18 protein-coding genes are annotated in these 19,508 nt (G+C 63.8%); 6 read left to right on the top strand and 12 right to left on the bottom strand.

Annotation, left to right across the window (positions count from 1 at the left end; translation table 11 throughout):
- Positions 1 to 7: 7 nt before the first annotated feature.
- Genes EJ069_RS21615 through EJ069_RS21630 form a run of 4 tightly spaced genes read right to left on the bottom strand, consistent with a single transcriptional unit; the run spans position 8 to position 4,101 of the window.
- Positions 8 to 994: a glycosyltransferase family 2 protein gene (locus EJ069_RS21615; RefSeq protein ID WP_126063027.1), complete on the bottom strand. Its 987-nt coding sequence runs from the start codon at positions 992 to 994 to the stop codon at positions 8 to 10.
- Positions 984 to 1,922, bottom strand: a complete 939-nt coding sequence (locus EJ069_RS21620) for a glycosyltransferase family 2 protein (protein ID WP_126063028.1) — start codon at positions 1,920 to 1,922, stop codon at positions 984 to 986. Before EJ069_RS21620 ends, EJ069_RS21615 begins: the two co-directional genes overlap by 11 nt.
- A complete protein-coding gene (locus tag EJ069_RS21625; RefSeq protein WP_126063029.1) occupies positions 1,922 to 2,911 on the bottom strand; it encodes a glycosyltransferase family 2 protein in 990 nt (329 codons plus the stop codon). Before EJ069_RS21625 ends, EJ069_RS21620 begins: the two co-directional genes overlap by 1 nt.
- A 23-nt stretch (positions 2,912 to 2,934) precedes the next feature.
- On the bottom strand, positions 2,935 to 4,101 hold the full coding sequence (locus EJ069_RS21630) for a glycosyltransferase (RefSeq protein WP_126063030.1): 1,167 nt from the start codon (positions 4,099 to 4,101) through the stop codon (positions 2,935 to 2,937).
- Positions 4,102 to 4,371: 270 nt separating this feature from the next.
- On the opposite strand from EJ069_RS21630, the gene EJ069_RS21635 reads away from it, so the two are divergent.
- Positions 4,372 to 5,757 carry a polysaccharide pyruvyl transferase family protein gene (locus EJ069_RS21635; RefSeq protein WP_126063031.1) on the top strand — a complete coding sequence of 462 codons (1,386 nt, stop codon included), beginning with the start codon at positions 4,372 to 4,374 and terminating at the stop codon, positions 5,755 to 5,757.
- Here the strand turns inward: EJ069_RS21635 and EJ069_RS21640 are convergent.
- From EJ069_RS21640 to EJ069_RS21675, 8 genes are all read right to left on the bottom strand, one after another.
- Positions 5,653 to 7,119, bottom strand: coding sequence for a lipopolysaccharide biosynthesis protein (locus EJ069_RS21640; RefSeq protein WP_126063032.1), 1,467 nt, complete (start codon positions 7,117 to 7,119; stop codon positions 5,653 to 5,655). The genes EJ069_RS21635 and EJ069_RS21640 overlap by 105 nt on opposite strands.
- Positions 7,119 to 8,285: a glycosyltransferase gene (locus EJ069_RS21645; protein ID WP_126063033.1), complete on the bottom strand. Its 1,167-nt coding sequence runs from the start codon at positions 8,283 to 8,285 to the stop codon at positions 7,119 to 7,121. The genes EJ069_RS21640 and EJ069_RS21645 overlap by 1 nt, the downstream gene beginning before the upstream one ends.
- A gap of 348 nt (positions 8,286 to 8,633) precedes the next feature.
- Positions 8,634 to 9,716, bottom strand: coding sequence for a glycosyltransferase (locus EJ069_RS21650; RefSeq protein ID WP_126063034.1), 1,083 nt, complete (start codon positions 9,714 to 9,716; stop codon positions 8,634 to 8,636).
- A 35-nt stretch (positions 9,717 to 9,751) separates the two neighbouring features.
- Positions 9,752 to 11,083, bottom strand: coding sequence for a UDP-glucose/GDP-mannose dehydrogenase family protein (locus tag EJ069_RS21655; protein ID WP_126063035.1), 1,332 nt, complete (start codon positions 11,081 to 11,083; stop codon positions 9,752 to 9,754).
- A 183-nt stretch (positions 11,084 to 11,266) separates the two neighbouring features.
- The gene (locus EJ069_RS21660) at positions 11,267 to 12,139 is read right to left on the bottom strand and encodes a glycoside hydrolase family 16 protein (RefSeq protein WP_126063036.1); all 873 of its coding nucleotides are present in this window, start codon (positions 12,137 to 12,139) and stop codon (positions 11,267 to 11,269) included.
- A gap of 132 nt (positions 12,140 to 12,271) precedes the next feature.
- The gene (locus EJ069_RS21665) at positions 12,272 to 12,649 is read right to left on the bottom strand and encodes a hypothetical protein (protein ID WP_126063037.1); all 378 of its coding nucleotides are present in this window, start codon (positions 12,647 to 12,649) and stop codon (positions 12,272 to 12,274) included.
- A gap of 124 nt (positions 12,650 to 12,773) precedes the next feature.
- Complete coding sequence (locus EJ069_RS21670; RefSeq protein ID WP_126063038.1) at positions 12,774 to 13,802, bottom strand: glycosyltransferase family 2 protein; 1,029 nt, start codon at positions 13,800 to 13,802, stop codon at positions 12,774 to 12,776.
- Positions 13,803 to 13,806: 4 nt separating this feature from the next.
- Complete coding sequence (locus tag EJ069_RS21675) at positions 13,807 to 15,009, bottom strand: nucleotidyltransferase family protein (RefSeq protein ID WP_126063039.1); 1,203 nt, start codon at positions 15,007 to 15,009, stop codon at positions 13,807 to 13,809.
- Positions 15,010 to 15,507: 498 nt separating this feature from the next.
- Here EJ069_RS21675 and EJ069_RS21680 point away from each other — a divergent pair, with 498 nt between their 5' ends.
- From EJ069_RS21680 to EJ069_RS21700, 5 genes are all read left to right on the top strand, one after another.
- Positions 15,508 to 15,660: a lasso peptide gene (locus EJ069_RS21680; RefSeq protein WP_126063040.1), complete on the top strand. Its 153-nt coding sequence runs from the start codon at positions 15,508 to 15,510 to the stop codon at positions 15,658 to 15,660.
- A gap of 153 nt (positions 15,661 to 15,813) precedes the next feature.
- Positions 15,814 to 16,113: a PqqD family protein gene (locus EJ069_RS21685; protein WP_126063041.1), complete on the top strand. Its 300-nt coding sequence runs from the start codon at positions 15,814 to 15,816 to the stop codon at positions 16,111 to 16,113.
- Positions 16,114 to 16,155: 42 nt separating this feature from the next.
- Positions 16,156 to 16,617 carry a lasso peptide biosynthesis B2 protein gene (locus EJ069_RS21690; protein ID WP_245456236.1) on the top strand — a complete coding sequence of 154 codons (462 nt, stop codon included), beginning with the start codon at positions 16,156 to 16,158 and terminating at the stop codon, positions 16,615 to 16,617.
- Between the two features lie 3 nt (positions 16,618 to 16,620).
- Entirely contained in the window at positions 16,621 to 18,534 is a 1,914-nt protein-coding gene (locus EJ069_RS21695) for a lasso peptide isopeptide bond-forming cyclase (protein ID WP_126063043.1), read from the top strand.
- Positions 18,531 to 19,505 (top strand): serine kinase, encoded by a 975-nt coding sequence (locus tag EJ069_RS21700; protein WP_126063044.1) that lies wholly within the window; start codon positions 18,531 to 18,533, stop codon positions 19,503 to 19,505. The genes EJ069_RS21695 and EJ069_RS21700 overlap by 4 nt, the downstream gene beginning before the upstream one ends.
- The last annotated feature ends 3 nt before the right edge of the window (positions 19,506 to 19,508 follow it).

Below are 19,508 nucleotides of genomic sequence, written 5' to 3' on the forward strand. Positions count from 1 at the left end.
AAGATTTCTACCTATCGCCGGCTATCAAATCGCCCGCATGCTTCATCTCCCCGCCCCCACGGCGAACCTGCGCCGCAACCCTTCTGAGCCGGACCGCGATCGGCATCGACAAATGCCCGATCGCGGCCGGATCCCTGAGCGCCGCCCCGATTGCCTTGAGCGGCGCGCGCGCCTTAATGTGCTGGACCAGGGACAGGAACGACGCCGCCTTGCGCAGGCTGCGGCCGCGCCGGGCGAAGGCCGCCTTCGCGGTGCTGTCCATGGGATATGCCGTAGCGAAGGCGGCGTCGGCTAGCGTCATTGCCTCGACGTGGTGCAATTCGAGCACCCGTGAGATCGAGCCGGTGCGGATATGGTAGACATAACCGACGGTCGGCTCGACAGCGCAACGGCCACCGCTGGCCAACGCGCTTGCAAGCAGAATGTAGTCCTCGCCGATGCGCAGCTTCTCGTCGTAGCGCAGCTTGTTGTCGTCGAGGAAGCGGCGCTGGAAGACCGGCTTGAGATAGCCGAGATTGAAGCGCGATTCGAAAACCAGATTGCCCTCGATATAATCGGCCAGCGAGATCTCGCTTAAGCCCTCGAGATAGTCGGCCGGGAACATGGTGTCGTCGGGCGTACCGTCCTCGCGCACGACCTGGACATTGTCGACCGCGATTTGGGCGCCGGCCGCTTCCGCCCGCGCGATCATCGCCGCCATACGGCCAGGAAGAACGGCGTCGTCGGAATCCAGCACCGCCACCCAGCGGCCGCGCGCTAAATCGAGGCCGGCATTCCTGGCGCCACCTGGGCCGCGATTCTGCGGCAACGCCACCACCTTGACGATGTCTTCGGGATAGGCGCGCGCCACATCCAGCGTGCCGTCGCGCGACTGGTCGTCAACGACGATGACCTCGACGGTCACGCCGAGTTGCGCGATCGCGCCGGCGATGGCGCGGTCGAGGGTGGCCTCCGCATTGTAGGCGGCGATGACGAAGCTGACGTCAGGCTGCACGCTTGTTCCCTTGTTCTGGCGAAGTGAGGCCGTACTGGCGGATTTCACGGACGCCGACCAAACCGGAGACGACACCAACGTGCATAATGCCGCGCAGCACGCTGCGGTTCCGTCGCACCGGGCTGATCGCGGTCAAAACAGCCATGCCGAAGCAGAAGGCGGCCTTGGCCGAAGCCAGCCCGACCTGGCCGGCGCGGCGGATGCCGCCGGCGCCGTGGCCGATCAAATGGCCATGCGTCTGGCCGAAGCGGAAGCGGCGACGGCGCAGCCAATCGAACGCGGCCCTGGCGCGCGGCACGACCTCGTCGACGAAGGCTTGCGGCGCAAAGGCGATGCGGCCGCCGGCCTTGACCATGGCATCGAAGAACTCGGTATCCTCGCCGCCGGTCTGGCCGCGCGCCAGGCTGAAGCGCCGGCCGCGCAGGCTCGCGTCGGTCGTTCGGAGCAGGACGTTGCAGGTGTAACCGGTGCGGATCTCGCCGCGCACCCAGACCGGCAAGGTGGAATGGAAGTCACCCTTCTGCATCCAGTCCGGCGCGTCCTGGCGATAATGCGCCCGCACCGGCCCAAGCACCGCCGCGGCGCCGGTGGCATCGGCCGTCGCCATCAACTCGACCAGCCAACCGGGCGACGCCGTCTCGTCATCGTCGATGAAGGCGACGAAGTCCGACACGCTGGCGTCGAGGCAGGCATTGCGGGCAATCGATATGTTGCGCGCCGGCGCGTGGCGATAGCGGACCGGCAACTTCAATTCCTCGGCCAGCGCCTTCACCAGCTTTTGGGCGCCTGGTTCATCGTCATTATCGGCAACGACGATGCCAATCTCCAAACCTTCAGGCTTCTCCAGGGCGGCGACGGAGCGCAGCGTGTCGGCCAGCTCAGGCCGGCGGAAAGTGCAGATGCAGATGTCGATCGAGCGGCCGGCCATCACGCCACCTCGCGCTGCGAGCGCGGCATCAAAAGCTGCTGCCAGAAGCCGACGGACCAGCCGAAATGCATGACCATGGCCGAGACGCCGGCCAGCGCGATGCTGGCGTTGCGCTGGCGCACCGCCGTCACCAGGCCGTAGCCGAGGCATACCGCCGCCCACAAAAGGAATGGCACCGCCGCCAGACAGTGGACGACGGAGAACAGGGCCAACAGCACCACGGGCGCCACCAGCAGCGGGACCATCTGCCGGACCTTCGGCACCATGCGGTGCTTGAGCACATTCCTGGCGCGGCCACGGCCATAGCCAAGATATTGGAGATAGAGGCTCTTCAGCGACGAGCGCGGATAGTAGACCATATGCGTCCTGCCGCTCATCCAGATGCGGTAGCCGGCCTGGCGCAGACGGTAGTCGAGCTCGGCGTCCTCGTTGTGGCTGAAGCTCTCGTCATAGCCGCCGGCATGGCTGAAAGCGGCGATGCGCATCAGCGCGTGGTGTCCGTGGTCGACCCATTCGCCCTCGGACATGTGCCGGTGCTTCGAGCCGCCGGTGCCAAGCTTGGAATTCTGCGCCGCCGCGACGGCCTTCTGCACGGCCCCGGTGCCGGCGGTCAGCATCGAAACGACGACCGAATCGGCGCCCGTGGCCAAAGCGTCCTCGACCAGCCGGTCGCAGTAGTCGTCCGGATAGCCGCCATGCGCGTCGATGCGGATGAGATAGTCGGCGCCTTCGCCGAGGGTCGCCACCGCCAGATTGATGGCGGCGCTTTGCAGGCGCTTCGGATTGGCGAGCAGGATGACCCGGGGATCCTTCGCCACGATCTTTTCGACGATGGCCTGCGTGCCGTCGCTGCTGCCGCCGTCCGCGACGACGATGCGGCCGCCGAGCCGTGCCGCCGCAGGCCGCAACCGGTCGAGCAGGCCGCCGATATGGGCAGCCTCGTTGAGGCAGGGAATGACAATCAGGATCGATGGATTTGCCTGCGTCATCGGTCTTTGCGCGTCCTTTGCCATCATGCCGCCGCCGCGAAAGCCGAAGGCATGGCGGTGAGGCCGCGCAGCTTTTCGACGAACGCCGCGCAGTCGCTGCGGTCGTAGCTCCAGGTCCGTGGATTGCGGGCCAACACGCGCGACTTCAGGGCGCGGTATCTGTCCTGATCCATTCGGCCGAGCATCGCCGCGAGACCTTCGGGCGTCGCCTCGGACAGAAGCACGCCGATGTCCTGCCCTTTGAGGAACCGGCCGGTCTCGGTGCCGGCCATCGAGATCGGCACGGCGGCGAAGCGGCAGCCTTCGTAGAGGCGGTTGGGAAGCAGCCATTCGGAATTCTGGCCGGCTTCGAAGAAATCGATCGCCCAGGAGAAGTGCACCTCCCCGTAGATGGCCGCCATGTCCTCCGGATTGCGGTAAGGGCCACCGAACGAAAGCCAGGGCTCGGCCTCGACGAAACCATGAAAATCCGGAAATTCGGACAGCGCCGGACGGCCTCTGAGCACGACCTCGAAACGCCCCGCCTGCCGGCGGGTGAAGTCGGCCAGCAGTTCCAGCGAGCGGCGGCAGCGCAGCGCGCCGAACCAGCCGATCCGCCAGGGCGGCGTCGCCGGGCCGTCGTCCTCGAAAGAATGCGCGGCGACAACGGAGGCCGCCTCGAAATATTTGTTCTCGATCAGCTCGACAGGCGCGCCGATCTGCCCGAAGGGCTTGAAATAATTGGCGATGAAGGCCGGCGAACTGGTCACCAGAAGCTTGACGTCGCGGGCTAGATGACGCTCGGCGCCGCGCAATGTCCTGCCGACAAAATCGTCGCGCAGCACCAGGCGATGGATATCGAGGCATTCATAGACGATGGGCACGTTCGCCCCGAGGGCGGCATTGGCGCGGCGGGCAAGCGCCAGCATTTCGAGATTGCGCGCGATGATGAGATCGGGCCTGGGCATGGCGCCCAGTTTCGCACCGATCGACATGGCCGCCTTGGCGACCGCCCCGAGGCGCTGCGCGAATCGGCCGTCGCGTGTCGCGCCGAGGTCGACAGGCCTGATACCTTCGATCTCGGCGACCGGACTGGTGGTGCGGCGGAAGCCCGCCAGGGTGACCCTGGCGCCGCCTGCCTTGAGCATCTGGACCCTCCGGCGCACTGCCGGGTCGGATACGTCATGCACAAGGTACAAGACATGCAGCATGAAACTCGACCGATGTTCGGCCCACCCATCGGGGATGCTAGTACAGCTTTTGCTGCATCGCAACAATTTTGGTGCGGCGTAGCAAAGCGCATCGCGCTTTTTGTTGCACTGCAAAAGCCCTGAGCTTAAGCTGTCCTCGGCAACAGTTGGCGACCGGTCGGTCGTCGGAAGGGTGGCGGAGAGCCCACAGGCACTGCGGATCGACATACCGGCATTTGGGCGACAAGGGGGCCGCCTTTTTCGGAAACCTGCCCAAGATGAGGAGATGCGATGAAGATCATCGTCGAGAACACGGTCTGCCTGAACACGGGAGACGCAGCGATCCTGCTGGCCATTCGCCACATTCTGAGGACTGTCGCCGGCGACGGCTTGCGCTTTTTCGTCTTCGACAGCCAGCCCGAGGTCGCCGCGAGACTCTATCCAACGAAGGATTACCCCGACCTGGAATTTCACAAGCTCCTGTCGGAAACCCTCTTCCGCTACCCTTCGGGAAGCGGTGTGAAAGATCGGCTCAAGCCGCACTACAACCGGCTGGTCCACAAGGTGCTGCGGAATTTCGGATCTGACAGCCTTGTCGGCCGCGCTTTTTTCAAGGAGAGCGACCGCCGCGGCCTCGATATCTATCAGAACGCCGACCTCGTGGTCACGACTGGCGGCACCTATCTGGTCGAGAACTACAACCTTGAACGGCGACTGAACCAGTTCCGCCTGGATGCGGCCATCGGCAAGGATCCCGTATTCTTCACGCAGTCCCTCGGTCCGTTCAACAAACCTTACAATCGACACGAACTGAGCCCGATTTTCGATCGCAGTCCGCTCATCCTGCTGCGCGACGAGCGCTCCCGCCATCACATAGCGGACATGGTCAAGGAGCCGGGCAAATGTCACGTGGTGGCAGATGCCGTGTTTGCCCTTGCCGACACGGACGGCATCGGGAAGCGGCTCGCCTCGGCTCAGCCGCCTGCGCAGACGGGCCGCGTCGCCATTTCCGTCCGCCACTGGAACTACGTCAATGACGGCCAAGACGGGATGCGCCGCTATATCGATTCGGTACGTGAGATCGCGACCATCCTTGTCCGGGACCATGGCAAGCAGGTGACCTTTGTCTCCACCTGCCAGGGCGTTCCGGAATATGCCCATGACGATTCCAAGACAGCACGCAAGATCGTCGCCGAGCTCGATCCAGAAATTGCGAGGAATGTCAGCGTGGACGCTTCATTCCACACCCCCGAGCAACTGATGGCTCTGGTCAAGGGTTACGACTTCGTCGTCGCGACCCGCATGCACATGATGATCATGTCGCTCTGCGTGGGAACGCCTGTGCTTCCGATCGCCTATGAGTTCAAGACCAAGGAAGTCGCCAAGAGGATCGGTGTTGCCGATCTGCTGCTCGATATCGACACTGTCACCCCGCCAGAGGCGGCCGAAAAGCTCGGCCGGTTCGTCGGCAAGCTTGAAGACTACCGCCGCACCATCCTCCAAGCCGTGCTCGAGGAACATGCTTCGGCGATGTCTGCCGCGGAGTTGCTGAAGCCTCTCATGGCCAAGGCATCAGCGCAAATTGCGCGCGATGTTGGCAAGCGTGGTGAGCAGTATCCTGCGCGACTGGGGGAAGATCGACATAAGGACGAAGGCAAGCCCATAGTCGAGGCATAAAGCCAGGACGACGGCGAGAAGGTCCGACTGGCCGGTAAGGGACGCTGGCAGGCCGAGATAGGCAAGCCAGGCAAGCAGGGACGATAAAATGAAAAGGCCCTGCATGATCAGGAAGTCCCCTGCCGTCACCGGCCCGACGCGGTGGATCATGACCGCGAGCACCGGCACCCGCAGAATGTAGCCGCTGATCGCGTAGGCGGCCGCGACGCCGACGGCGCCCCAATGCAGGCCGACGACAAAAGCGGCCACGGTGGTGAGCGACGAGTAGGCGCCCCACTGGAACATGGCCTTTGTCTTGCCCTGGCAGATGAATATCCAGCCGGTGGTGCTCGATACGGATTGCATCAGGCTGGCGATGCCCAGCCACGCGAAGATTGGCGCTACGGCGGTCCAGCGCGGCCCGAAGAGAAGCGCGACCACCTGCTCGGAAGTCAGTGTCAGCGCCGCGATGCCGGGCATGGTCACGGCCGCCAGCATCCAGTTGGTACGCACGTACAGATCGCGAAACCGCACCTTGTCCTCGTGGATGCGGCTGAGCAACGGCACCATCACGCGGGTCAGCGGCTGGGTGATGTTTTGCAGCGGAAACAGGAGAAGTTTGTAGGCCCGGTCATAGTAGCCAAGCTCGATCGCTCCGGAATATTTTCCGATCAGGATGTTGTCGAGATTGCGTGAAAAGAAATTGACGAGATTGAAGCCGGTCAGATTGGCGCCGAACGACAGGATCTCGCTCTCGACCCTGAAGTCCGGACGCGACGGCGTCCAGCGCACCACCAGCCATGCGGCGCCGAGGGCAACGACCGCCGCCACGGCCGGCCCCAGCACCAACGACCAGTATCCCATTCCCGCCCAGGCCGCGATGGCGGCGGCAACAAGACCGGCGGCCGCCGTTATGACATCGTTGAAGGCCAGCTGGCCGAACTGCAGGTGACGGTTCATCAAGGCGAGCGGGACGGCTGCGATGCTGCCGAGAAGCAACGGCAGCGCGGAGGCGACCGTGATGCCTAACATGCGCTGATCGCCGTAGAAGCCGGCAATGGCCGGGGCCAATGCCGCCACTACCACCGCGCTGCCCAATCCGACCAGCGCGCTGATCCAGAACACCTGATTGAGCTGCCTGTCGCTGATGTCCTTGCGCTGGACAAGAGCCTGCTGCAGCCCGAGATTTTGCAGAAGCCCGACAAAGGCGACGATCGGCCCGACCGACGCCACAAGGCCGAAATCTTCCGGCAGCAGCAGCCGGGCAAGGATGATGACCGAGAGGAACTGGATCACCATCTTGAAACCCTGGGCACCGGCAGTGACCAGCCCGCCGCGCAGGGCGACGCGTCCGAACTGCGGCAGGGGCGGGTTAGCGTTCATCAGTGTGCTCTCGTTCCAGCCAGTTCAGTTGCGATCCGTGCGAACCGCTGGTTCAGAACGTCGGCATTGAAGTCTGTTTCTATCTTGCGCCGCGCGGCGATCGCGATCGGCTCGCACAGGACCGGGTTATCGGCGACCCAGACGAGTTTGGCGGCCAACGCCGCAACGTCCCGTTCCGGCGCGAGGAAGCCGGTTTTCCCGTCCTCGATCAGTTCGGGTATCCCTGAATGGTAGGTGCTGACCACCGTCAACCCGGCAGCCATCGCCTCCATCAGGGCGACCGGGATGCCTTCAAGGTCGCCGTTGTGGGCGCTTACGCTGGGCAGCACGAAGACATGCGCGTCCCGCAAGCGCTGCTTGACCTCCGCATGCGGCCTGGGGCCGAGGAAATCGACGCGCCCGGCGATGCCGAGCTCGGCGGCCAATCGTTTCAATTGCTCCAGCAATTCGCCGGCGCCGATCACCGAATAGTTCCAGTCGTCACGCGGCAGCCTGGCCAGCGCGCGAAGCGCATATTCAACGCCTTTTTTTTCGGTCAGACGACAGACCGAAATGAACGACAGCGTTTCATTCTTCCAGGATCGCCATCGGTATTCTATCTCGCCGGGTCGAACGCCCATATGGTGCACGACGACCTCTTCCGGCGGGGCGCCGACCTCGATAAGGGCATCGCGAAAGAAGGCATTCACCGGCATCTGGAGGACGCCGTTCTGGAACACCGTCCTGTAGCGCGCCAGCGTGTTGTCATGCATCGGGCCGCCGACGTCGTTGCCGTGGAAGACAGTCACCAGCGGCGCGGAAATCCGCCCACGCTTGATGACACGCGCCACCCGCAAGCCGTTCGTGCCGAAATGCGCGACGATGACATCGGCCTTGTGCAATTTGCGCGCGTACAGGAGGTCGATAGCGGTCGAGAGCTTGTCCCAAGACTTGCCTGACCATTTCCTCAGCAAGGGTCGATAACGGCCGAGCCAGCCCCACCAGCACACGACTTTTCCGGGCAGACTCTTCCAGCGCCGATCGTCGACATTGGCGTCCTTGCCGAACGTCGTCTCGTTGCAGACGACCCCGACTTCCATGCCGCGCTCAAGGCAGCCTGCTATCTGGTCAAGGACAAAGGTCTCCGACAGGGAGGGGAACTTGTCGACGACGAAGCATATCCTCATTCTCGGCCCGCGCCCGCGCCGGGATTCATCGGGCAGCCCGCCCACAACCAGGCCTGAACAAGGCAACCGGCCTTGCCCGCGGACTTCGGCGCGGCGTCTTCAGCCGTCAGGAAAAGTCGCACGACAGGGGCAACTGGATGGGAATCGTACTTGAGGCACACGACATGCAGCATTCATTCGACCGCTGTTGGCCCACCCGATGGGGATGGTAATATAGGAATTGCTGCACTGCAACATTTTGATGCAGCGCATTTGACTTTTCGTCCCGCGCCCGCCGGCACGAATTGTTGCATCGCAACATAAACCGTTGCGAAGTGCCGGTTTCGCCTCGTGTCGCGGAAGTCCCGCTCAGGAAGCCTTGCGAAGGGGCTGTCCTTCGACAGCACGATTCAGGACGTCCATGAACGTCGCGAACTGGTTGTCGGGGTTCATCTGCGGCCGCTCCGCAAACTGGCGAGCCGCCGCGGACATCCTGTCGTAATCGGCCTTGTCGGTCCATAGCCGCCGTATAGCAGCCACCCAGTCGGCGAGCGGAGCATCGTAATCCAGTATCACGCCGCCGTTGCCGATCGCTTCCGGGAGACCGCCGCGCCGGGATCCGACAACGGGAATGCCGCTGCAATGCGCCTCGGACGCGACCCTGCCCCAGGCTTCTTCCCATTTGCTGGGAGCAAGCAGGATCTTCGTGCGGCCGTAGACCGTCTTCATGTCGCTGGTGCGGCTCTCGAGGACGGCGTTGCCGAGCGAAGCAAGCGTCCGCTCGATCTCGGCCCGGTGATCGTCGTCGAGCATCCAGCTCTCAACGAACAGGAACGGGATTTCCGCGCATTCGCGGGCAATTTGGACGGCCAGTTCGAAACCCTTCTCGTTGTAAGGATTGATCATCGTCACGAACTCGCCGGTTGTCGGCGTGCTGTAGAAGGCAGGATTGATCGTGGGTGGAATCACCGTGGATTCAATACCGAACTTCTCCTTGTAGGCACGGGCGGTAAATTCCGAATTGGCGATGTAGAGCGCGGACTGCAATTCGCGCGGGTCGCCGGCCAGTTCGTCGAACTCGACGTTGCGCAGGTAAACGACCAGCGGCACGCCGAGGGCCTGCAATTCCTTGCCGATCGGCACGGATTTGTGACACTGGACGACCGCGACGTCGGGCCGCAATCGCTTGGTCGCGAAGCCCGCCGCCTCCCACGGGAACCATGCCCGTACGACGGGATAGCCTGGGAACGTATCGATGACGGCGCGCTGGCGGAGCAGCTTCATCTTGGCGCGCGCCTTGAAGCCGAAAAAGCCGTCGCCGAACAAAGCGGCAAGCACCGAGGCCTCGTGGCCATGCTCGCGCAACTGCTCGACCAGATGATGCGTGCTCGACTGAACGCCACCGCTAAATTGCGGCGTGTAGCCGCTGCCGCCCGCAAACAGAACTTTCATAGCCTAGGCTCCTTGCTGTGCCCGAGCGGGCATCGTCATGCCGCCATCCTGCCGATCGAGAAATACTCGATGCCGTAGCGCGCGATCACCTTGGGATCGTAGAGGTTGCGGCCATCGAAGATGACCGGCGTGGTCAGCGAATCCTTGAGCGCGTCGAAGGACGGCGCTCGGAAGCTCTTCCATTCGGTGCAGATCAAAAGCGCGTCGGCGCCGCGCAGCGCCGCCTCCTTGGTGCCGCAGAGCAGCAGATCCTCGCGCAGGCCGTAGATGGCCTGGCACTCCTGCATCGCCTCGGGATCATAGGCCTGCACCTTGGCGCCGGCCGCCCACAGCGCTTCCATCAGCGTGCGCGACGGCGCCTCGCGCATGTCGTCGGTGTTGGGCTTGAAGGCCAGCCCCCAGACGGCGAACGTCTTGCCCCTGAGCGCGCCCTTGAAATAGTGGTTGACCTTGTCGAACAGCACCGACTTTTGCGCATTGTTGCGCTCCTCGACGGCGCGCAGCAGCTTGGCGTCGAACTTGATGCCCTCGGCGGTCTTGATCAGCGCGCGCACGTCCTTCGGGAAGCACGAGCCGCCATAGCCGAGGCCGGGATAGATGAAGTGGTAGCCGATGCGCGGATCCGAGCCGATGCCCTTGCGGACCTCCTCGATGTCGGCCCCAAGTTGTTCGGCGAGATTGGCCATCTCGTTCATGAAGCTGATCTTGGTCGCCAGCATGCAGTTGGCGGCGTATTTGGTGAATTCGGCGCTGCGCACGTCCATCACGATCATCTTCTCGTGGTTGCGGTTGAACGGCGCGTAGAGCTCGCGCATCACCATCTCGGTATCCTCGCTGGACGTGCCGACGATGATGCGGTCCGGCTTCATGCAATCAGCGACCGCCGAGCCTTCCTTGAGGAATTCGGGGTTCGAGGCGACGTCGAAGGCGAGGTCCTCGCGGCCGCGCTTCTTCAGCGTTTCGGCGATCCTGGCCTTCACCTTTTCGCAAGTGCCGACCGGCACGGTCGACTTGCCGACGACAATCTTGGCGCTGTCCATCTCACGGCCGATGGTCTCGGCGACGGCCAGCACATATTTCAGATCGGCCGAGCCGTCCTCACCGGGCGGCGTGCCGACCGCGATCATCTGGATCTGGCCATGCCTGACCGCCGCTGCCGCATCCGTGGTGAAGCGGATGCGGCCGGCCGCGTGGTTTTCCTTGACGAGGCTTTCGAGGCCCGGTTCGAAAATCGGGATCAGGCCCTGGTTAAGGCGCTCCACCTTCTTCTCGTCAACATCGACGCACACCACCTCGTGGCCGACCTCGGCCAGCACAGCGGCCTGGACGAGACCGACATAGCCAATCCCAAACACCGTCAAATTCATTTGGTTCTATTCCTGTCAAAGGCCGGGCCACAAAGTGGCCCGGCTGGTTCAGATGTCCCCAGGCCCAACGGCCCGGCTGGTTCGGCATGATCCCCAAAAACCGGTTCCGATTATTGGGGATCATGATTGGTTATTTTCGGATGATCTTGTCCCGAAACCGGGTCTCACTTTCGGGGATCATGCTCAGTTGCTGTTACTTATGCTGCATGCCAGCGATTCCGGAAACTGGCATGGCTGGCCCAAAGCGGTGAAAGCGACGCGCTTGACTTGCATGGTGACCTTGCTGCCGGGATCGACGAAGGCGCCCATCCAGTTGGTCAGCTTGTCGCTGCCCCAGAGGCTGAAGAAGATTTTCTGCGAGTGGGTAGGCAGCTCGTCCGGGTTGGTCACCTCATGGACGAGCTTGCCGTTGACGTACCAGCGCAGCCTGTCCTTCTCCCAGACGAAGCCGTAATCGTTGAAGCCCTTGTCGGCGCCGCCCGCGACGTCGACCAGCTTGGCGTTCTTCGGCTTGCCCTGGATGTAGCTGTTGACCTGCACTTTCGAGGGGTCCTTGGTGAGGACCTCGAAGTCGATCTCGTCCCAGGGCTGTTTGTCCTGCGGGCCGATATAGGAGAAGAAGGCCGCGTTGAGGCCGGAGCCGGCGCCGGTCTTCATCCGCGCCTCATAGACGCCGTAGCCGTAGCGCTGCTTGGTCTGGATCTCGGCGCAGGCGAACTCGCGGTCCTTCAGCTTGCGCTTTTCGAAGCTCAGCGACAGCACGCCATCGGAAAGCCGCACGAGATCCTTCGACCAGGTGCAGTTCTGATGGGCGCCATTGGTCCAGCCGTCCGAGACGAACCAGCGGGACTGATTGAAATTGGAGAAATTGTCGACGAAGGACGGCGCGCTTTTCAGCTCTGGTTGGGTCCCTTGCGCATGCGCGGGATGCAGGGTCGCCGCGACTGCAACCAGGAGGCCGGCCGCGCCGAGCCGCAGGCTGGCTAATCCACTCCCCGGCGCATGCGACATCTCGCAAGCCGCCACGGTGGAGGGGTTCTTGGGATCTGCATTCATAACAAACTCACCTTGTGTTGTTCCGCCCCAACCCAAAGTCATTCTTGGCTCGAGCGAGCGAGCCGCCTCTGATCCTGCGCCCTTTTGAACTCCTCTAGTGTCTCGTACCGATGACGGCGCTTGCGGGCGCCGTCAGCCTCTTGCCGCGGACTGCGAAGCAGACCGACCGGCGCCATCCTCGACAATCGCGTCGAGCGAACGGCGCAGTTCCTTCACCAGGCCTTTCTGGCGAGCGAGCTCCGCAATGCGCCGCTCGCAGTTCAGGATCGAGTTGGTCATCACGCTGACATCCGATCCCTTGCTGGCCGATGCCGAACCATTCTCCATCGCCTCGACCAGAAAGGCCGCGTTGGCCGCCGTCGACCTGTAGCGATTCTCCAGTCCCGTTTTCTCCGTCTCGATCTCGGCCGCGATCTGATCGAACAGCTTCGCAAGCCGGTCGAAACGCTGGAGATCGGTCTGCCGGTCGCGAGCCGGATCCCGGGATCTGAAGCCAAAAATCGAAGCCATCTTGCCGGCCTTTCGAAATTGCTGCATTGCAGCATAGACTGCCACCCCCGCAGCGACTAGGCAACATCATAGTTTTGCGAATGCGGATTTTTTGAGGGCCGGCGGCTTCCGGGACGATACGGAATCACTCGTTTGCGGCGCTGCTTGCCGCCATCAGGAAGCGCATCGGCGGCACTTGCTGCCTTGGAGCAATGCCGGTGCGGCGGAACAGCGCGTCGAGCTTGTCGGTGGCGACGCCGCGAACGATCGGGATCAAATTCGACTGGCTGGCGAAGGCGTAAGCCGCGGCCGACGCCAAGCCGCGCTCGGCTTTCACGTCGAGGAAGTTGCGCAGCCGGTATTTGTCGCGGACATGACGCTCGTGGCGCCGCAATGCCGCCTTCGAGCGTTCGGGAAGATTGTCGATCTGAAGCAACGCCAGATCGGCATCGGCAAGGCGCTTCAGATCCTGCGTCTTGTGGCGGCCGCTCAGCGAATCGGCGCGCACGATCGCGCCATAGCCGCAGGACTTGATGATCTTGAACCGCGCCCCGCTGGCGACGGCGCGCGCATAGAGCTCGTAGTCTTCGCCAAGACGCAGGTTTTCATCGTAAGTCAGCCCGTGCCGTTCGAGGAAAGCCCGGCTGATCACCGGCTTGAGGAAGCCGAGCTCGCCGCGCAGGACGCGGCGCCGCGAGATGTTGCCGTCGATGAAGCGCTCGAAATCGAGGAATTCCGGATCGGCGGCGAAAGGCGGCGCGGCGACCCTGGCGAGGTCGGGCGCGGCGTCGTCGCGGATCAGCATGATGTTGTCGGCGGCGAAATCCCAGTCGGAGGCGGCGAAAAGCCGGCGAAAGCGGCCTTCGAGGAAGAAATCGTCGGCGTCGAGGATGCTGATGAAGGGCGATCTGGAGGCCTGGATGGCGACGTTGCGCGCGGAGGAAGGACCGCGATTGACGTCGAGGCGGATGACGGCAAGCCGGCCGCTGCCGTCGTCGGCGGCCAAGGCGACATCGCGGGTATTGTCGGTGGAAGCGTCGTCGACCACAACGACTTCGGCGACTTCCGTCTCGCGGAGCGCCGAGGCGATGGCGACGGGAATCGTCCGGGCCGCGTTGCGCGCGGCAATGATGACGCAAACCGCCGGGCTCGTCACAGGCGTCGTCAGGGGCATGGGTTCACCTTTCGCTTGCATGAGTGGCTGTCCCGCCCGCGATCTTGATCGTGCCGCCCGGCCCCGGCGCGACAGCGGCCGGCCGCTCGAAGATGCGCCGGCTGAGGTCGGCGGAGGCAGCCCAGCCAGCCTCGGCCAGGTAACGGACGGGCTCGTGGCCGCACAGTTCCCAAAGCACATGGCGACGCTGCGGCCAGCGCAGCGAGGCAAGCCACGGCGCGATCACCATGTGGAAGAGGTCGGCATTGCCGATACGCGCCAGGATGCGGGCGGCGCGATCCGATAGCAGCGTGCCGCTGGCGCCCAGCAGCACGTCGGCGGCGCGCAGCCCCAGAAGCAGCGTATCGGCAAGGCCCTGCTCGGCGGCGTGATCGAGCACCGTCTGCTGCTCGGCCTCACTCAGCCGGCTGGCGCTGGCCCGGACATCGCAGACATAGCCGGCGCAAGGCTCGCGGTTGAAAAAGGCCTTGGCGACGCTGATCGACGACAAAAGCAAGGTGTCGGCCGCCGACATGATCGGCACGACCGCGCCGGCCACTTCGACTTCACTCTTGCGGCGCAGGAAGCCGTCTATGTCGCGCGGGCTCGGCGAACCCGGCTGCTGCAGCCGGTGATGGAGGTCGACCGTCGACGCTCTCGCGCCATCCTCGCGGACCATGTGCTGCTCGCCGAGGAAGCGCACCCACCAGACCGAGCGCGACTTGCCGGCAACCTCGTAGCCGATGGTCCGCAACGCCGCGCGCGCCTCGGCGAAGCTCGCCGGCGAAACCAGTATGTCGACATCGCCGGAAGGCTTCATGAAATGCTCGCCATAGAGCCTGTGCTGCTGGAGCGGTCCCTTGAGGAAGACGAAATCGACCCGCCTGTCGCGAAGCACGCGGTCGATGGCCACCGAATCGCCGATGCAGGCGGCGTTCATCGACATGGTGCGCCGCCGATAGCCGTCGAGCCAGCCGGGCAAACCGGGAGGCGCCGCGCCGGCAGGAGCACGCGCGAGCGCCTTGAGCATGAACACGCCGACCTTGTTCAGCCTTGCGATATCGGCGACATGAGCCGCCGAGATTGTCGGCGCGGGCATATCCGCCTGGCCGTCGGCGGCGTCGACGCCGGGTGCGAAAAACAGCCTCAGGCAGGCCTGCACATAGGCGACTTCATCGGCACAGCCGGCGGCACGCAGCCTTTCATAGGAGCCATCCTGCATCGCCATGCCCGATGTCGCTCTCCGCAAAACGCCGCCCGAGCGATCTATACCGCACTTGCGAAGAAAAACACCGGGAAAATTAAAACGACCGTCCGAGAGGCGGCCAAAGCCACTTCAAATTCACAACCTAAGCGTTTAAAATCGCACACATTCAATCACTTTTGAAGACAAGCCTCCGTGACGATGCTGCAAGCCGAAAAACCATGGTTTTTGCAGCAATTTCTTCACATCCGCAGGACGTATTTATCGTCAAAAAAATATAATAAATAAATCAATCACTTACTTAATCGACGAGAACGCGCAGTTGAATTCCTGAGTGGTTGAGGATTACGATGACAATGCTCATGGCTTGATCATCAAGAAAGGCAAGCGCAACCAAGAATTGATTAATGCTTGGTAAATCACGCTTGACTCATGAATGTTGCCATGCAGCAATCGCATTGCAGCATAGCCATATGCTGGCGGCATTCTGCGGCCGCTTCCAGTCCTTAATTGGAGAGTAAAATGGAACAGAATGTTGAGAAGCATGAGTACGAAACCCCCAGCTTGACGGTTCATGGTTCGATTGAAACCATCACGCAGGGTGGTGCTGGTTCGACGGCGCTCGACGTGAGCTTTCCCGCACACACGCCGGTCGGCGAGCTGACTTTCTCGTAAGCTTGCAGGCACCTTGGAGTCTAAGTGGGGCTCCGGATATTACCAATAGGCGAGCCGGGGGGCTTTTGTCCCCCGGCTTACGGCAGAGGATCGCAGGCAACCGATCCCTGGCCAAGGTCCAAGGGCGCGGCGGGCCAGCAACGAGGTTTTAGCATGCACTGGAACCCTTCGGACCATGACCGCGTGGTCGCGACAGGCGAGGCGGTGGCTTGTGAATTCGGCGCCGGATTGGCGCTGCTCCACCTCAAATCCAATGTCTATTACAGCCTGAACAGCGTCGGCGCCTTCATCTGGGAGCAGATCCAGGAGCCGCGATCGGTGCTCGATATCCGCGGCGCCGTGCTTGCGCGCTACAATGTCGATGCCGAGCGCTGCAAGGCCGATGTCGAAAGCTTGCTGAGGGGGCTGACCGAAGCAGGGCTTGCGAGGCTCCACAGTGAGGAACTGGTCTAAAGCATGTCTCCCGAAAGCGGGGACCGGTTTCGGGATAAAGACATGCGTGAAATCAAGGACCTGAAGCGCATGGAGCGAATCCGAAGGATCGCGGCGCGCTTTAGTATCTGCTCGCTGAGCGGCCAGGAGATGCTGTTTCTGGCGCGCTGCCTGGCGGTGGTGAGCGTGGTGCGGCTCGCGCTGACGCTTTCCTCCTACAACCGCGTCCGCGGCCTGATCACGCGGCTTGATGCGAGGCGCGACGCCGGCATCGCCGACCTGCGGCGCGTCGCCTGGGGCGTTGCCGCCGCCGCGCGGCTGGTGCCGGGCGCCAGCTGCCTCACCCAGGCGCTGGCCGGGCAATATCTGCTTGCCCGCCAGGGCAACGCCTCGAAGATCAGCATCGGCATCGAAAGGGGGACGGGCAGCGAACTGAGGGCGCATGCCTGGTTGATGAGCGGCAACCACATCGTGCTCGGCGGCTCGATCAACGGATTTACCCACCTTGTCGACCATGGGTCGTGACCGATGAGCGGCGTGGCCGGCATCCTGCATATCGACAACGGCAGGCCCGCCGCGGCCAGCGACATCCAGCAGATGCTTTCGCGCATGCGCCATCGTGCCCGCGACGGCAGCTCATGGCGGACGGAGGACAGCGTGGCGCTCGGCCACGCCTGGCTCGACACGACCGGCGAGGACGGGCCCGGTCCGCTGGCGATGGCCGGCGGCAAGTTCGCCATCACCGCCGATTGCCGGCTGGACAATCGCGACGAGCTTCTGGCGCGGCTGGGCCTGCGCGACCGGTGGATTGCCGACGCGATGCTCATCATGCGCGCTTACCTGAAATGGGGCGAGGCCTGTCCGACCTACCTGCAAGGCGACTTCGCCTTCGCGATATGGGACCGCGATCGTCAGGCCCTGTTTTGCGCGCGCGACCATTTCGGCGTCAAACCCTTCTACTATCATTCGACCGCAAGGCGCTTTGCTTTCGCCTCGGAGATCGGGCCGATCCTGGCGCTGGACGGCGTCGGCAGGCGCCTCAGTGAGCACCAGATTTCCGGTTTTCTCGCCGGCCTGCCGGACGATCCGCAGGCCACGCCCTACGCCGAAATCTTCCGCTTGCCGGCGCGGCACAGCATGATGGTGGCGGGCCACGGAATTGTGCTGCGGCGCTACTGGCAGATCGAGCCGTCACAGCGGCCGCCGCGCGCTGACGCGGCCGAAGAATTCAGGCATCTCTTCGCGCAATCGGTGGAGAACCGGATGCGTGGCACGTCGGCTGTCGGCGCCATGCTGAGCGGCGGCCTCGATTCATCCTCGATCACATGCCTTGCAAGCCTCAGGGCAGCGGCGACAGGCAACCCGAAGCTCAAGACCTTCTCGCTGGTGTTCGACGAGGGCTCGTCCATGGACGAGAAGCCGTTCATCGATGCGGTGCTCGACGGCAATCCGCTCGACGCCACGCTGATTGCCGTCGGCAACTACGCGCCCTTCGCCGAGTTCGAGCGCATCCTGGAGGAGCAGGAAGGCACGTTCCTGGCGCCAGGCCTGTCCTTGACGCGCGACCTTTACCGGACGGCGGGCGCAAAGGGCGTCAAGGTGCTGCTCGACGGGCATGGCGGCGACGAGGTCGTCTCGCAAGGCCACGGACACCTTCACGAGCTCGCCAATGCCGGAAGGTGGCTGGAGCTGTGGCGCGAGTTGCGCAGCGCAGCCAACACCTATGGCGAGGGCATGCTTCCCCTCTATTTCAAGTTCCTGACCATCTATGGGCCGGCCTGGCGGATCGCCAGGATGAGGGCGGCGGCCAAACGCCTTGTCCGCAAGGTGCGGCGCGGGCCGGCGCAGGCGCCACGCGCCGCCTGGGCGGGTCTGGTCAATCCGGATCTTGCCGGGCGCACCGATCTTGCCGAGCGCTTTCATCGCAGCGGCTACATGCCCGCCGCCGTCAGCGCCAGCGAAGCGCTGACGCATCGCTGGCTTCTGTCGACCGGGCTGGTGCCGCACGCTTTCGAAGTACTCGACAAGGCCGCCGCCAATTTCGGCGTTGAGCCGCGTTATCCGTTCTGGGACAAGCCACTCGTCGAATTCTGCCTGGCGCTGCCCGGCGAGGAAAAGCTCAAGGACGGTTTTGGCCGCCATGTGCTGCGCCGGGCGATGCAAGGCGTTCTGCCGCCGGCGGTGCAATGGCGGCGCGACAAGATCGATTTCACCGCCAATCTGGTCAATGGCATGCTCGGCAATCACCGCGAGCTTCTGGACAGGCTGCTTGTATCGGACAGCGAGCGGATCGCGCCCTATGTGAACCTGCCTGCAGTGGCCGCGGTCTATGACCGGATGCTGAGCCGGCCCGAGCAGGCGACCCTGCCGGACGTCCAGCATGTCTGGCGCGCGGTTTCGCTGTCGCTGTGGCTGCGGCAAGTTGAGGGAAACCCCGCATGAACCTTCCGATCGCTCCCCTTGCGCGGCCCGAGCCGCAAACGGCGGCGGCGAGCGGACGTGTCCGCCGTTTCTACAGGGCCTACGGGCTGGTGATAGGCTCCGAAGTGGCCTTGCCGGAGCTGGAGCCGACGCGCCCGGCGACGCCGGACCTGGAGATCGCGGTGGGGCGAGTCGATCTTCCCGGCCGGGCATCCCGGGACGCCACCGCCTTCCGGTTCGAGCCGACGCGCCAGTATCTTTCCTGGCAGGCGGTTGGCACGTTCTTGATCAGCGGCGCCAACCGCATCGATGTCGATCCGGCGCCAGGGGTCGACGATCCGCTGCTCGCCTTTCCGCTGCTCGGGCCGGTGATGGCGCTCGCCTTGCATCAGCGCGGGCTGCTCGTCCTGCATGCCAGCGCCATTGAAGTCGACGGCAAAAGCGTGATCTTCATGGGCGACAAGGGCGCCGGCAAATCGACCACGGCAGGCGCGATGATCCGCGCCGGCCATCGACTGCTCACCGACGATGTCGTGGCGCTGGATTTGTCCGACCCGGACCGGCCGATGATCCTGCCCGGCTTCCCGCAGCTCAAGCTTGCGGCGGACGCGGCCGGCGCCATTCGCCTCGAGCAGGCGGAGGTGCGCCCGCAGGTGCATCCGCAGATCGACAAGGCGCAGCATCGGCTGCGTGACGGATTTGCGGCCGAAGCGGTGCCGGTGTCGCGCATCTATGTGCTCGAGCGGGGCGTGCGGGCGGCTATCTCCCCGCTGTCCGGGGTCGCAGCGTTGCCCGCGGTCATCAAATTCTCCTATATCACGCGGTTCGGCCGGCAGGCGCTGCCGGGCGATTCCGCCTCGATGCATCTCAGCCAATGCGCACAGGTCGCCGGACGGGTCGGCGTCAGCCGACTGGAAGTGCCGGCCGGACTCGACCGGATCGACGAAGCGGTCGCCGCGATCGAAGCCGACCTGGCGTCCGGGACAAGGTGAGGC

The sequence above is a fragment of the Mesorhizobium sp. M2A.F.Ca.ET.043.05.1.1 genome (assembly GCF_003952445.1).
Classification (GTDB): Bacteria; Pseudomonadota; Alphaproteobacteria; order Rhizobiales; family Rhizobiaceae; genus Mesorhizobium.